Below are 17164 nucleotides of genomic sequence, written 5' to 3'. Positions count from 1 at the left end.
TTAGCTCCTTTATATAGAAATTAATGATAGATACATCCTTATATAAAATATTAAATCGTCGCTTAGGCTTTGTTCAAAAAATGTGGATCATCCTGTCCATTATCATCCTGCCATTAATTTTAAATGGACAAATGGCAAGAATGACTTTCGATCAGGCACAAAAAAAACTTGAAAACATTACACCATCTAAAGCAAAATGTGATTCAATCATCATGTACAGCAAGCTGGTTTTCAGGAGTTATGATATGAAAGGAACAGAAAAATTGATAATTGATGGCCTCAAGTTGGCTGAAGAACTCAATTACTTTGAAAAAATCCCTAAATTTTACCTGGAATTAAGCAACATAAAAAATGCGAACAAACAATATCGGGAAGCTGTGAATCTGAGTTTGCTTGGCCTAAAAAAATCTACTTCTACCGAAAGCCTTTTGTATGGTGAACTGCTCTTCAAGTTGACCAGATATTATCAAAAGTGGGGAAAGGTGGATTCAATGATGTTTTATTTCGCTTTGTCTAAATCATGGAATGACAAGCACGATGCCACCAACAATTGGATTTTATATGAGAGTTTATCGGACATGTTTGAACAACAAAATGATTTGACCCAGGCTTACAAATATTCTCATAAGGCTTATTCAATAACTAAGGTAGAAGGGAAATTAAGTGAACATGGAGTTGTATTATACAGCTTGTTGTCAATTACTTCTAAATTGAACAAAAGTGATTTGTACGACCAATACCTTGATGAATATTGTGAGCTCTATAAAAAGAAAGGCAAAGAGCCAAGTATTCACGGTTTACCAATGGAATTTGGCGGCACTGTGGATGAAAAAATAAAAAGTTATTTAAAATTGAAAAACAACCCAAATCTTTTGCAGTTACCGGATTTTATACCGAACATCAATCAGAAATTATCCTATCTCTATACTGAAAAAAAAGACAGTGAAAACGCACTAAAATTTCACAACAAAATCGATACCTCGGATTTTAATGATTTGTCCAAATCTGAGTATCTGTATCAGAAATATTTATTGAATAAAAAAAACAAATCCAGTGATCAGGCATTGTTAGCACTTGAAAGTTATATGGTGGTCAAAGATTCACTTTCAAATGCAGATAAGGTCAATTATCTCCGCGATATTGAGACGCGTTATGAGACCAAAATCAAGGAGGATAAAATTGCTTTTCTGAATAAAATGGATGAAATAAAAACCAATGATCTCAAAAAAGCAACTCGTGATAAATGGATATTGACAGGATTATTGGCACTTCTATTTTTATTTTTCATCGCTACCATTTATTTAATGACCAGGCTTAAAAAAACCAACGGTTTGCTTGAAGTAAATAATCACCAACTATCAAAAACATTGGGAGAAAAAGATATTTTACTTAAAGAAATACACCACCGTGTCAAAAATAACCTTCAGGTGGTATGCAGTTTATTAAGCTTGCAAGGTAATTATATAGATGACAAAAATGCGCTGAAAGCAATAAATGAAGGAAAAGATAGGGTTAATTCCATGGCCTTAATACATCAGCATTTATACACCAAAGAGAATCTGACGGCCATCGGGACGAATGAATATTTTAGTGAGCTCATAGACCAGTTAATTTATTCATACAATGCCCAGGAAAAAAATGTGGATGTTACCTTAGATATTGATAATTTTATGCTCGATGTGGATGAGATGGTGCCTTTGGGTTTAATAACGAACGAATTAATTTCGAATGCATTCAAACATGGTGTTCCGAATAGTCCGAATCCTAAAATTCACATAGCTTTGAAAAAAAATGGCAACGAAATATCTCTTTTAGTAAAAGATAATGGACTTTTGTTCAATAAAGAACAATTTGCCACATCAAACAGTTTTGGTAACAATATGATCTCTGCGTTTGCCAAGAAATTAAAAGGTCAACTTGTGCTGGATGACAGCAATGGAGCAGCTTTTTATCTCAAATTTATTACAGTTAAAGGAAAAAAATTGGCGGCTTAAACTATTTTTTATTTAGTAATATTAAATATTTAGTAAATAATCTATCAAGTACTTTTATGTCCCAAAGAATACTCATAGTAGAGGATGAACCACTGATCAATGCGGATCTCGCCGCCATATTGGTCTCTCAGGGATATACGATAGCGGGGCAGGCATATGACAGTGTAGATGCTTATGACATCATAAAAGAGCATACGATAGATTTAGCCTTACTCGATATAGAACTGGACCATAAAGACTCAGGGTTGGACATCGCCCGCACCTTAAAAGATAAATATCAAATTCCGTTTATGTTTATTACAGCATTTTCCGATGAACAAACGTTAAGTGCTGCTCAGGAACTACTCCCCGAAGGTTACATTATAAAACCATACAAAACAAGAGACATTATAGCTTCAGTTGGAATTATTTTACACCGACTTAAAGCACATAATCAAAGTCCTTATCGCACTTTAGAAGAATTAAACTCCACTATTACAGAACCAATTACCTCCAAGGAATATGAAATTTTGTTTGACATGGCTAAAGGTTTTACTAATATTTCTCTCGCACAAATGCATTTTATTTCTATTAATACTGTGAAAACTCATTTGCAAAATATATTTCAAAAGTTGGACGTCCACAATCGCTCTCAAGCTGTATTGAAATTACTAGTTAATCAAAAATAAATATTTGGGGAAAAGGTATCTTTAAAAACCCTTTCCCAAACATATATGGCATTATTGAATAATTAGTTTTTGGTTTTTCACTACATTTCCTTCAACCCATTGGGCAAGATATACCCCTTTTGCCAAAGCCGTTAAATCTGCATTTTTGCTATTTACTAGAATTTTGCAAACACTTCCTCCTGCATTCATAAATCTTATCTTTGTTCCTAAAGCTATCTTGTCCGTAAAGATCATTCCATTCGAAGGGTTGGGATAAAGCTGTGTAGAAATGACTCCAAGATCATGATCTTTTACCGCCAATGAAGCCAATTCAGTTCTCTTTATAGTCAAGCCGGAACCTATGATGTATAAATATTTTGATGTTTCATCAAAACATGCATTTGTAGATGCGGCAAAACAATCTTCAGCCAATGTTTTGTAAGCTGCAGAGTTTGGTATAAAACCGTATGCACTAATATCACTTGTATTCGATCGTATAATGATGTGCCCGTCTTTTCTTTTAACTATATTCGATATGTAACTCGGTCCGTTACCTTTCTTATATGTTGCACCTTCATCAGTAAGATATCCGCAATAATTGGCTGTTATAAGATATCCATTGTTGACATCATCAAACTGGATGTCATTAATATTAATTTCATCTGCCAACTGATAAAGTAAATTCCAGGAGGAACCATTGTTTTTACTGTAAAATATCTCTCCTTTATTTGTAGCAACATACACGATTCCATCATCGTCAACACTGACTGAGGAAAGGTCATTATCTGTTTCAAAGATGGTTTGTAGTGTAGATCCCTCGTCGGAAGTCATCATCAATGTATTAGCTGTTGTTAAATACAATGTATTCATTACCTGTGAATATTCCATGTCAGATGCCCAATGGTCCAATGCTGCCTTAATTGTCACATCAAAATTTTCATCAAACTCAATGAGACCATGGTTGTCCATTCCCATAAGTCGATCGCCCACAAATATCAATCCTCCAATATTATCATTTGTTAATTGTTTTTCTGCCCAGTTTTCTCCGCCATCATTTGAATATACAACCACTCCAAATGAGGACATAGCCACAATTCTATCACCTTGAGCTACGACATAATCTAAGAAACCAACTCTTCCATTTTTAACTGAAAGTGGTATTGTTGGCTTTTTTGTCTTAAAAATTTGACCATGCTCACCTCCAATAAATATGGAGTGATCGGCATGAATAAATAAAGCCCTAGTCCTGTAGATGTTTTGTCCCATTACTTGCGAATACCAGGTATTCCCGCCGTCAGCACTGAAATTAATTCGATTACTTGTAGAGGTTATTAATGTATCTCCCATGGTTTGAAAATTCTCCCCCGATCCATAATAATCTGTGGCAGAGAGCTTATTCCAAGTAGAACCACCATTATTGGATGCAAATACTTCATCAATAGTTGCCGCAAAAACACCAAAACTATTTATAGCCATACTTCTAAACAATATGGATCCAACATGCACGGTATCAAATGTTCTTCCGTCATCTTCAGAGCGATAAATATTTCTGTCGCATGTATATATGTCTTTACTAAACAAGAAGAGGTAACTTCCGTAAACAGGTTCTTGATTCTGTACTTTCCAGGTTTCGCCCAGATCTTCACTAATGTACAAATTGTTGTCTGCTAAAAGAACCCAACTCTCATCCTCTTGCAACTTAAAATCTCTAATATTTCCATTTAAGATTGGTGTAACATTTTTCACAGTATTGAAATTGTTATCTGTGTAATAAATGCCACCCTTGTTGAAGTAAATCCATTGATTATCATTAGAAGAATTCACTGAATACAGTTGATTGATACCATATATGTCAGTAGCATCAATATCTATATCGGTTTCTGTCCAGGTATTTCCACCATTATCTGTTTTTAATAAATTGGAACACCTTTGTACTGCATAACCCATGCCCGAAGCATGGAGTGCAATATTGTAAACTGAGCTGTAATTATTATCAGGGTAAAGCGTTTGGAAATCCTGAGCAGATAGATTGAACCCAGCTAGTGTTAATATTACAAGTAGTATTTTTTTCATAATATAGATATTTTTGATGTCACCAAAATTAAAGTGTAATCATTAACCTATACTCACCCATAAGTATGATATTTGGATTTGGCGTTATAATTTACCTCTATTGCTTTCCCTTTAGTCAAATTGGTCTGGGGCTTTGGAAAAGCGTATTCTGTATAATTAAAAATACAAAAAAGGCCGCAACCAAAACAATGGCGCGGCCTTCTATTACTTCAAAAATTTAAATTTACCTAATCTTCACAAACTTACTCACGATCCACTTATCGCTGTCTTTTGATTTCCATCTGATCTGATAGATGCCGCTTGATAGTTGTGACGTAGAGATGTATCTGTCTGAGGTCGTCTTCTGAACTACCTGCATCTTACCATTGACATCATAGATGACATATTCAATCGCTTCAGAGCTTTGAGTATCGAAGTACAATAAGTCATTGGTAGGATTTGGATAGACAGTGCCGGTCGCTTCTGATCTGGTTGTTAATCCATCATCATCGCCATCGATTGTATTTCCACCTTTGTTGGTGTAGAGGACTCTCAATATTACTTTGACAATGCTCGGACAGCCATTTTCATTCGTGATGGTCACGGTGTAGACACCTGCCATGTAGCGCGTTACTTTCTTGATGAAAGGATTCTGTTGGTTGCTTGTAAAACCTAACGGTCCTGACCATGAATAAGCTACTCCATTGCTGCTTGCGATAAACTGCACAGGGCTATTCTCGTTGACAGGACTCGGTGTGGCATAGGCAAAGGATTTTGCAGATGGTTTTACCATGATGGTAAGTTCTGCATAACCAAAGCATCCGCCTTCATTGCTAATATATACAAAGTATTTACCTGAAGCTGCAGGGGTGATATTGTCTATCCTTGGATCTGACTCTGTGGAGTTAAATCCATTAGGTCCATTCCATAGATAAGTACTACCACCTTCAGCGTGCAATTGTAAGCTCTGTCCCTGACAGATCGTATCCTCTGATGCTGTTGCGATCGCATGGATCTGGTCATAAACCTTCACCGTCACAGAAGCTGTGGAAACACAACCCGTACTTGCTGTAAGATTCACGGTGTAAATACCTGACATATGGATCGGAATATTCTGGATGACAGGATTCTGATCTGTTGAAGTATATGTCGCCGGGCCATTCCAAACAAAACTTCCTGTTCCTGAGGCAAACAACTGGATCTTAGATCCTTCACATGTTTGTGTGAGTGTTGGATTTGCTGAAAGCGCAGGAGGATTATTAATTGTGATGTTCAGTGTTGTTGTTGCTGTACATCCATTTGGACTTGTTACCACCAGTATATATAATCCGCTATTGGCTACAGTTACATTTGGTATCTGAGGATTTTGCTGATTGCTTGTAAATCCATTAGGTCCGGACCATGCATATGATCCTGCTCCTGTGCCATGTAGCAATAAAGTGCTACCGGTACATGCAGTGTTTTGCTCATAAGAAGCGGTTGCGATCGGTGGATAGTTAACGCTCAGTTGTGAAGACAATACTACAGAACAACCATAAGTATTGGATACAGTGACAAAGTACTTACCAGCCTGCAGATGAGTAGTCAACAAAATAGTTGGATTCTGTACAGAGGATGTCCATCCCAGCGGACCTGACCAACTGTAAGTATTACCTCCTGAAGCAGAAAGCTGAACGGTAGACCCGACACAAGCCGGATTAGGAGCTATTGATATTGTTCCAATAGGTTTAGGATTAACGATGACGGTGGCTGTGGTGGTAGTTCCAATACAACCATTTGCAGAAGGCGTGATGGTAAAGGTTACAGTGATCGGTGCGGAAGTGGTATTGGTAAGTGCTCCGAAGATATTATTACCCGAACCAAATGCTGCGATACCGGTGACCGTTACAGTATTGTTGCGTGTCCATGTGAAAGTTGTTCCGATTACCGGACCCGACAGTGTTATGGTAGTGATAAGAGCTTCTGAACAGATGGTCTGTGTGGCAGGAGTCGCTACCGCTGTTGGCGTTGGATTAACCAATACCGTTGCAGTGATAGCCGCTCCCGGACAACCATTGGCAGTCGGTGTGATCGTAAATGTCACTGTGATCGGTGCACTTGTAGTATTGGTCAAAGAGCCTGAGATGTTGCCGCTTCCGCTAGCCGCGATGCCCGTCACTGTCGCTGTATTGTTGCGTGTCCATGCATACGTCGTTCCGGTCACGTTTCCTGTAAGAACGATTGTTGCAATTGAGGTCGCAGAACAGATCGTCTGTGCCGCCGGTGTTGCCACTGCATTCGGAGTTGGATTGACAAGAACTGTCGCCGTGATAGGCAAACCTACGCAACCGTTGGCTGTCGGTGTGATCGTAAAGGTCACGGTGACAGGAGCACTTGTCGTATTCGTCAAGGTTCCTGAGATGTTGCCGCTTCCGCTAGCCGCGATGCCCGTGACTGTCGCTGTATTGTTGCGTGTCCATGCATACGTCGTTCCCGTTACAGCACCTGTCAAGACAATGGTACTGATCGATGAGGCAGAACAAATGGTCTGTGCCGCAGGTGTAGCGATGGCGGTAGGAGTTGGATTGACAAGTACACTTATGGTGGAAGTATTGCTACATCCGTTTAAGTTGGTCACTGTCACCGTATATATTCCTGATCCTACAGGCGTAATGCCATTTATGACAGGGTTTTTAAGCGCTGATGTAAATCCGTTTGGTCCTGACCAGGCAAATGTGAAGTTGTTGTTTCCATTTACACTAAGTTGTAAATTGCCTCCCTGACAGATCGGATTTGGTGTCGCTTCAGCCACAGGATTTGGAAGGGGATTGACCAAGAGGTAGATCGTATCTTTTAAGATGCAACCAAAACTATTGGTGATACCTATTTCATAGAATCCTTCTCTTGCATTGGTCGCAGTGTAATTAAACGATCCTGGTGTACTACCTGTATTGATCACATTACCATTGGACAATCTTGTAAATGTATACGTTACAGTCACAGGAGAAGTAATCGCCAATGCAAGTACATCCTGATTACATGCTGTGATCGTGTCTCCTTCTGAATAAGGAAGTCCGTTCGAGGTGAAAGTATACGATGGTGTCGGATTGATTACCACTGTGGCAGTAATTGCCGCTCCCGGACAACTGTTTGCTGTCGGAGTGATCGTAAAGGTTACAGTGATTGGTGCATTGGTCGTATTGGTCAAAGAGCCTGAAATATTGCCTGATCCACTTGCTGCAATGCCTATTGCACTTGCTGTATTGTCTCTTGTCCATGCATATGTCGTGCCAGTCACTGCCCCAGATAAAGCAATTGTAGTAATCGCGCCTGAACAGATCGTCTGTGAAGCAGGGGTTGCCACTGCATTTGGTGTTGGATTGACCAAAACCGTTGCAGTGATAGACGCTCCCGGACAACTGCTCGCTGTCGGTGTGATCGTAAAGGTCACAGTGATTGGTGCATTGGTCGTATTGGTCAAAGAGCCTGATATGTTACCGGTACCTGAGGCTGCGATGCCTGTTACTGCAACTGCATTGTTTCTAGTCCAAGCATATGTTGTTCCACTTACTGCTCCTGAAAGTACAATCGTACTTATAGTAGATGCAGAACAAATGGTTTGAGCTGCCGGCGTAGCAACAGCGTTTGGTGTTGGATTAACCAGAACCGTTGCAGTGATAGCTGCTCCAGGACAACTATTCGCTGTCGGCGTGATCGTAAAGGTCACGGTCACTGGCGCATTGGTTGTATTTGTTAAAGAGCCTGAGATATTTCCGCTACCCGAAGCTGCGATGCCTGTTACTGCAACTGCATTGTCCCTGGTCCAAGCGTAAGTAGTTCCGCTTACAGCGCCTGTCAATACAATGGTACTGATCGAAGCTGCAGAGCAGATGGTTTGTGATGCCGGTGTAGCAACTGCATTTGGAGTTGGATTAACCAAAACGCTTATAGATGATGTATCACTGCAACCATTTAAGTTGGTTATAGTCACCATATACACACCAGTTCCGGCAGTAGTGATACCCGTGATCGTTGGGTTCTTAACATTAGCTGTAAACCCGTTTGGTCCTGACCAAGCAAAACCAAAGCTGTTGTTGCCATTAACACCAAGTTGTAAATTTGCTCCCTGACATAAAGGATTTGGAGTGGCAGTAGCTGTTGGGTTTGGTAGCGCATTCACTTGTAGATAAATAGTATCTTTTAAAATACATCCAAAACTACTAGTGATACCTATTTCATAGAAACCTTCTCTTGCATTGGTCGCTGTATAATTGAATGATGCCGGTGTAGTGCCTGTGCTAATCACATTGCCATTAGACAACCTTGTAAATGTATATGTCGCAGTCACAGGAGAATTAATCGCCAACGCAAGCACATCCTGAATACACGCTTTGATCGTATCTCCTTCTGAATATGGTAGCCCATTGGAAGTGAAGGTGTATGTTGGAGTCGGATTGACTACTATACTTGCCGTAGCCGATGGCCGACAATTAACATCTGTAGGAGTCGGTGAAAGAATAGCATATATAAAGTTATTACCGACTGGTAAAATACTTGTAGTGGTCGTCGCTCCTGTTCCTCCGCCTGTAAGGCTTCCATTAGGAATAGTGGCTAATACTGTTCCTCCCGTGTATGGTGTTGCAGTTGCAGCACTGAAATATTTAAACGTAATGCCATAGCTATTAGGATTCATTGTAGTTAAACCGGAAGCTGTTAGGATTACGTTACTTCCTGCACAAACTGCCGGACTTGGATTAGTTGTAAGCGTCGGTATCGTTGGGCAACAAACATCCACTGTGACATCTACGGTGAATGGTGCTCCAGGGCATCCATTAGCTGTTGGAATGACAGTATATCTTACCACTCCGGATGTTGTTCCTGTATTGGTCAGCGTCTGAATGATCGAAGTGCCACAGGCTGCTGCACAATTACTGAATCCGGTGATAGTGCCACCCGAAGGAGCAGTTTGTATGGCTGCTGTCCAAGTATAGGTAGTACCTGTAACATTAGAACTTAAGGCAACATTGCTGGCCGTTCCTCCACAGATTGTTTGTGGTGAAGCGGAACCGACTGGGGTTGGGTTAACTGTTACAGTTGCATTAATTGCAGAACCGGTACATAATGGTCCAGTGACAGCTGCGGTAGTTAATACGACATCATCTATAGATATTATATCCGAATTAATACCTGATGGGCCACCATTGGTTACAAAATAACGGAATGCAATTCTTCCCGACACCCCTGCTCCGGGCAATCCTGAAAGGGTAGCTGAGAATTGAGTAAACACAACAGGATAGTCTGATGTATTAAGTGTAGGGTTTACAGTTAATAACAAGGTTGTGAAATCTCCAACGCTAGTATTAGTTGCGCCAGCATTTATACTGGCGCCATTGGTGCTCATTCTTACTTCTAGCCTATCCGCGAATGCTACTACATCGTTTGTTCTGGTATAAAAAGTAAGTACATCTCCATTATTTAAATTTACATTTGGTGCAAACAACCAAGCGCTGATGGTATTATTACCTGTTGTACAATTAAAATTAGCACCGACATGATTAGGAGCTGTATTCGCTGCCCATGGTGAGGAGGTGAATGTATTCCAGCCCGCTGTATTGGATCCTATTGGATTACTAAGGTTTTGACTTGCCCATCCTGCCGGCATTGTAGCGCCGGAGGCCGTGTTAAATGATTCATTGATTAATGAACCTGTAACTCCCCCTGATTGCGGAGTAATAGTGAAATTTACAGTTACAGGAGCATTCGTTGTATTGGTCAGCGAACCGCTGATCGGTGAACCTGTGCCGCTGGCGGCAATACCAGTAACAGCAACATTATTATCTCTGGTCCAATTGAAAACAGTGCCAGGAAATGTACTAGATAAAACGATAGGATCAATTGAAGCACCTGAACAAATGATTTGTGAAGATGGAGTAACTATAACATCGGGAGTTGGATTAACCGTTACCACCGTTGCTATTGAGGGAGCCGATGAGCAGCCGTTAGCGGTTACAACCACTGTGTAGGAACCTGATGCTGTCGCAATATATGTTTGATTTGTTTCTCCGCCAATTGGATTGCCGGCAAGATACCATTGATTGCCTGTGGCTTCACTCGATGTTAATGTTACCGAACCACCGGAGCAGAATGTTGTTGGGCCGTTTGCCATGATTGTTGGAGTGATAATTACTGCTTGATTTTCGTAAGCGCCCATATCGACCTCATTAACTCGGTTATTGCCATTAATGTCCATGATAGGCGCAGTAATTGTTTGACTGTTTAATACAATCGAACTAACACCCATATTTTTGACAGGTGAAAGGCATTGCAACTGCAGACCATCATCAGCATTCCTCCATTGATTATCCGGTCCATCAGGATCGCTAGGATCAACAAAGAGCGGATCTAAATCAAGGCAATTGGTCTTATGCAAAGCCGCTAGGGTACTAAGATCTTGAAAATTGCTATTACCAGCATATATTGCATTTACATCCCAACCTAAACTTTTTACGTTATTGTTACCGATCCTATTGTTCCAAAACACACAGTTCAAAAGATATAAGTTGGTAACAATATCATTGCTGAACGATATTCCCCCTGCGTCTTGGGATCCTGTGCCTGTAACCGAATTGCTTAAGAAAGTTCCATTAGAAATTCGTGCCGACGATCCAAAAGTTGAAATTGCTCCTCCCCACCGGTCTGCAATATTTTGCAAAAACACTACATTCGATAAATTGGGTCTTGAGTCAGAGATGAATAATCCACCTCCAATTGCACTGTTACCCGTCGCCGTGTTTTTAGAAAATACCACATTGTCAAACACCATTGAGGCGACAACATATATAAATATGCCCCCTCCTGCTTCTGATGCCTTATTACCAGAGAAGATGCAGTCAGACACTTTCATGTAGATGACACCCGAAGGGGTCTCATTATTATTACGGTCGTAAAATGCATAGATGTACATGCCGCCCCCATTATATGCGGCGTTGCCAGTAAAGACACAGTTGATCACTGTGGGAGAAACCAGATTGCCATACATACCACCACCGAGTTTATCGGAAGTTCCGCTCCCATTGGCATTGCCCCCCGACACAGTAAACCCGTCCAATCGGGCATCATTCCGAAGTCCATTGGTATTGTTGTAGATCACGTGATAAGCATTGCCTCCATTATTAGCAAAATTTATACCGTCATTTTGATCCAGATCACCGCTGAGTATAGTTTCATTGGTCACAAAATTCCGTAATGCCAGATCATAGTTAGCTGCTTCGTCACCTACAAATCCCCCATATATGGCTACTGCTTTTCTCATTGTAAAAGCAGCATTGCGGTCATTATTAGCAAAGCTGCCTCCTTCGTCCGGATAGTAAATACCTTTCGCTACCCAGATCTCAGCGACCGGACAAGTATTTGCCGCGGTCAATGCGGCTTGTAAATTGGTAAAAGCATCTGCCCAACTTGTACCATTGTTGGCACCATTGGCAAGATAATTTACGTAAATCCTATTATCGACATAAGAAGCACATTGAATATCATCATTCGTAATGTTACCCAGACCCTGCATCGGATAGAGTAGCACCAATAACATTGGTAACATTTACAAAAAAGGTTTCGTTAGACTCGGATACAATGTCACCATTGACAAGGACATCAAATGTATATGTGGAACTACCTGCCGGTATTGTTTGAGCGGTCAATGATTTGGCCACATAATCGTTGTCGGATGTAGTGGCTGTATTATCCTGCGTGGCTATGTCGAAAGTTACTCCACCTGCGCCAGCCGGCTCACTGAGGCTAACCGTAAATGTAAAAGTGGAAGTTCCGGCATTGCCTTCGTTTTGAGTAACATCATTTATGGTAAGGAGATTTACCTGATTTATTGTAAAATTTGCATTGCCAATATCAAAGAAAATATTACCGACCGCCTCTACTTTTATACGGGCAGTTGTAGTTGCAATATTAGGAATCAGTAAGTTCTCAGTGCCGTCATTAGGTGTACTGGCTATCAACACAGTTGGATAGGTAAAACCTCCATCGGTAGAAAGCGAGATTTTCACATTGGCGCAATTTATCGGTGTAAGGTCGGTGCCAACTACATTCCATGTAATTTGCTTCGTGGAACCTCCATCCCAACTTTCTCCTCCATTGGGCAAAGTAACTGCAAATGGTCCGGACGTAGCGATGGTATTGATCTGAAAGGTATTGGTCATGCCTATCTGGCAACCTTCACCTCCGGTAACTACTCCACCACCTCCGGCACGGTTATCTCTAACGGTCAACCTGAATTTTAATGCCCTTGCTACGGTCGGTAAAGTTTCCCCTTTTAAACCACCCAAATCTGGTGGAGGGTTAGCCGGGTAACCCGCCAATATTACATTAATATCCGGGAAGGTGCGGCTGCCCGTGGTTTTTGGCACCCTGCTTTTAAATAATGGACTGGTCGTATTGGCATTTCCACCATTCCATGCAGTTGACGGTCCCAGATCCCATTGCTCCCAGCTATAAGTAAGGGCATCGTTATCTGCATCTGTTGCTGTGCCTGTCAGTGTAAAAGGTGTACTTATTGGGATGTTTACTCCATTGTTATTCATGGCAGTAATGACTGGTAAAGTATTTCCGGTTGCTGTATTTACTCCACAACCTCCTGCTCCAAAATTTATAAAATTGCTGATTTCATCAATACTTATCGTATGAAAAAATGGATCGCTGTTCAGTTGCGTATCATCGTCTCCACATATACCGGCATATGCCTGTATGCTAGTGCCACTACCTATTTCATAGGCTGTACTTGTGTTCCTGTTTCCTCCACAGCTGCCCATCTGGCTATTAAATGTATGGTTACCACCCCACTGGTGGCCCATTTCGTGGGCGACGTAATCTATATAAAAAGGATCTCCAATGGGATTAGGTAAACCAGTTACACCCCTAGCTTTATTGTTGGTGCAAGGAGAATTTAAAGTTGCAATTCCCCCGCCACCTGTACTAAATACATGTCCAATATCGTAATTGGCGCTACCTATTACTGCGTCCAGATTGGTTTGATTCTGACCTAACATTGCAAAACCATCATTATTCAAATAAGGATCTGTAGCAGCATTCGTATATATAATAAGGTTATTATTGGCAATCAAAATCATCCTAACGGCTACTTCAGTTTCATATACACCATTTACACGGTTCATTGCCGTAACCATAGCAGCCAAGGCTCCTGATACGGTACCCCCAAAGAATGCAGCATACTCACCTGTGCAAGCCAAAGCTAAGCGATAGGTAGATAATTCTGTTCCCCGGCAGAAACCAGGGGTGGTAATTTGTTGAACTGCTCGCTCCGCTGAAGATTCTGTTAAACAAACAAAATTGTCCTTTTTTAAAAAGTCTTTAGCAAAAAAGGAATTATAATGTTCAATATCGCCCTTGACGTAAGGATCAATAAAAATGCGACCCGTAGCTGCAGATAAAACCTGAGCATGAAATCCGGAATAAGGATTATAATCAAAACGAATGGTGGCAAACGGATCGGTGATACCTTGTCCTGCAAAGGTTCTGATTTCGGGATATTTCTCTTGTAAGTCAGGCTCCATAATACTGCTTTCCCAGACATGGAACTGCGCAATACTGCCATCAGGCATGGGTAGATATAAAACCGGGGTACTTTTGCGATTTAACATATTTTTTTCTGCAGGAAGCGATTTTAAAAAACTGACGAATGCTTCATTATCCAACTTGACGGTTCTGTATTTCAATGGAATTATATCCCTCTTTGAAGAACCCTTTTGCATATTGATGGATTGTTCATTCGCATCATTGAAAAAAGAGGATTGAGCCCGTAGTCCATTTGAAATACTGCATGTTAAAAGCAGGATAAAAAATGTTTTGATAAAATTTTGCATATAAAAACGTTTGCTTATTAACTCGTTAGAAACCGGTGTGATCTGCGTTTTTCAAAATTGAAATAATTGCATACTTATAAATTTTTTATTGATCAAATTTCTTGGAATATAATCTTGCATTTAATAGTCAAAAAAATAAATCCATATATAAATCCTCCAAAGAAAGCAATACCGATTGAGGTCGCTATGTGAATTTATGTTATTTACAATACTTAGGTGATATTATCAGGAAGAAAGGTTATAAATAATGTCCCAAAGGGGTCATTTATTTATCCGAGCATTAAATTTGGCATATTTATATAGAGATAAAATTCACTAGAATTAGAGAAGAGGAATAGAAATTAATGAAAAGTATTATAGTGCATGATAGACTTAAGGTGGAAAGGTTTTATCGTTTTATAATGAAAAATGATTTAGCAATATTTACGAGACTTGAGTCTTTTTATAAAATATTTCCATGCTCAATCCTCCACACATCTGCAGCTATAACCAATAGACTTAACACTTGAATAATAAGTTGGGTCTGTATTTACATTGTAGTTTTGTCCTATACCATTGGTAGAGTTGATCTCAATAATGGTCACTTCTCCCAAAAGTCCAATCCTTGTTGTCCAGAATTTACTCAGTTTTTTTCTATTGCCGAAGGCCGAACTTCCGGATTTCCATATATAGTGCTCGCCTGCAGGAGTGACATTAAAGGTGTTTTGATCAGGCAGCGAGGAGTTGGGCCATAGCGCAGCAGAGCCAAGTTTCATGTTTTTTCCTGCAACAGTGAATCCACCAAGTGCATTTGCCAAATCGTTCCATTCTGCCAGTCTTGGCAGGTGCCAACCTTGCGGACATAGGCCTCTGATCACATTACTGGAGGTCGACTCGCTATATGAATATCCATTCATTATCTCATCAAAAGTGTAGAGCCTCCCATATAATCTTGATTCATAATTTAGCTCCCCATCATAACTACTTCCTGCTGTGGATAATCTCAGGTTTTCTGCCATCCAATTTAAATTGCCGATTCTTACTGTACAATACACATTGCCTTCCTCATCTGTAACAGATTGCTGACAATCACTTATTGCACCTTCATCGACATACACGTCGTCTAGGTAGCACCCGACAGAAAATACATCTTTTACTGTAATTTTATTGATGACGTCGCCCGTCAATGGCAAATTGAGTGTGTATTCCTGATTATAATTAAAAGTAGGATTGCCCAAATCGGTGATCTGAGCATCATTTATAAGGATGTTGTAAAACGTTCGGCTGGGATCATCATTATTGACGGTCAAAGTAAATGTCTGCAATGCCTGATTATAATTTAAATCGACCGAAGTATAAGGATTGAACGGTTCGACAATTGCAGAAAGATGAAACAAGTCGTATTTATAGTCGTCAGTGGACCACGATGAGGACAAAAAATCTTTAATAAGATCAAAATCGAAGAAGAAATTAGTTCCTGCACCGATGTCCATGGTAAGATCATAACCCGGCTGTAAGTTGGTAAAGTTGCCGAGATGAGTTATTTTAGGTGTAAAATAGTTAAAGAGGCCAATACCACTTTTTACTAAATCCTGCCCTCCAAGAACACTTACGAAGAATTGCGCTCCAAGCTGCAATTCACACTCTCCACTAGCACTCAATGCCCAGTCCTGATATGGTTCCGGATTAAGTGAAGCATTTAAAGTGCTGGTATAAACCGGTGAAATATCACCATAAGTATAAGAAAGATCTATATCATATGGACCAACAGTCTTCTCATAAACTGCACTCTGAAATGTTCCGGTTACTTTTCCGGAAAGGCTTACCAAAGGTGAAAAATACAAGCCAAGACCAGTTTCAGCTATGGGAGAAATTAGAACAGTTGGTAAATTGAAATTGCTTGCCAATTCAAATGATTGGGTCACCGCCACCGAACCCTTAACTGTGAGCTGAAGCCCTTCAAAATGGAGGTGAAAGGTTGGATCCACGAAGCCACCACTTTCAAGCGCCTGAGCTAGTAAAAGAGAATCAAAGAAGGAAGTAAAATAATAATTTTTGTACTTCATCTGTACGTCGAAATCAGGATTGATGCTGCCCCCAAAGGTAACTTCAGCTATTCCTGCATCGATGGAAAAATTATCTGTCCACTCTCCAAATCGGTCTTGAATCGTGAATTTATCAGACCTCGAATCTATTGACCATTTACTATATGCATCCTGTAGTCCGACATTTTTTGTAGTGAGTATCAGGTCACTTCCAACGCTGGAGATCGTCAAAACTCTCCTATAAAATCCAATAGAATCTCCGGCACTTATACCACTATTAACCAGTACTGTTCCAGGTTTAATCTTCTGACTTAATACCCCATTCGAATTGACAATAATTTCATCTTTTTTTACAGATTTAATTTCGGTTTTTTCTGAAGGAGAAAGAAAAATAGTTTGGTCACGCAATACCAAATAATTATCCTTAATTTCATCTTTTCCACGAAATCCATTTGGGTCCAGAATGTCTTTGGAACAAGAGGAAAATGTGAAAACAAAAGACAAAATTATATAATAAACTAAGCCGGAATATTTCATGGTACATATTTAAATAAACTCAATAATAAATAACAAATAAT

At 40.1% G+C, this 17164-nt stretch carries 6 protein-coding genes; 2 read left to right on the top strand and 4 right to left on the bottom strand.

Translation table 11 applies throughout. The annotated features are described in order from the left end of the window. Positions 1-23 precede the first annotated feature (23 nt). Both IPI15_RS17655 and IPI15_RS17650 read left to right on the top strand, forming a co-directional pair. A complete protein-coding gene (locus IPI15_RS17655; protein ID WP_287405090.1) occupies positions 24-1994 on the top strand; it encodes a sensor histidine kinase in 1971 nt (656 codons plus the stop codon). A 56-nt stretch (positions 1995-2050) separates the two neighbouring features. Further along, on the top strand, positions 2051-2662 hold the full coding sequence (locus IPI15_RS17650; protein WP_287405089.1) for a response regulator: 612 nt from the start codon (positions 2051-2053) through the stop codon (positions 2660-2662). 51 nt (positions 2663-2713) lie between these two features. On the opposite strand, the gene IPI15_RS17645 is transcribed toward IPI15_RS17650, so the two are convergent. The 4 genes from IPI15_RS17645 to IPI15_RS17630 form a co-directional block, all read right to left on the bottom strand. Continuing rightward, the gene (locus IPI15_RS17645; RefSeq protein WP_287405087.1) at positions 2714-4714 is read right to left on the bottom strand and encodes a T9SS type A sorting domain-containing protein; all 2001 of its coding nucleotides are present in this window, start codon (positions 4712-4714) and stop codon (positions 2714-2716) included. 223 nt (positions 4715-4937) lie between these two features. Next, positions 4938-12260, bottom strand: coding sequence for a PKD-like domain-containing protein (locus tag IPI15_RS17640; RefSeq protein ID WP_287421635.1), 7323 nt, complete (start codon positions 12258-12260; stop codon positions 4938-4940). Beyond that, a complete protein-coding gene (locus IPI15_RS17635; protein WP_287421634.1) occupies positions 12220-14562 on the bottom strand; it encodes a reprolysin-like metallopeptidase in 2343 nt (780 codons plus the stop codon). Before IPI15_RS17635 ends, IPI15_RS17640 begins: the two co-directional genes overlap by 41 nt. Positions 14563-15023: 461 nt before the next feature. Continuing rightward, entirely contained in the window at positions 15024-17123 is a 2100-nt protein-coding gene (locus tag IPI15_RS17630; protein WP_287421633.1) for an FISUMP domain-containing protein, read from the bottom strand. Between the last annotated feature and the right edge of the window lie 41 nt (positions 17124-17164).

This window comes from Candidatus Brachybacter algidus (genome assembly GCF_016707225.1).
Lineage (GTDB): Bacteria > Bacteroidota > Bacteroidia > Chitinophagales > Saprospiraceae > Parvibacillus > Parvibacillus algidus.
Note: the sequence above shows the minus strand (reverse complement) of the source record. Positions and strands in the feature narration are given on the sequence as shown.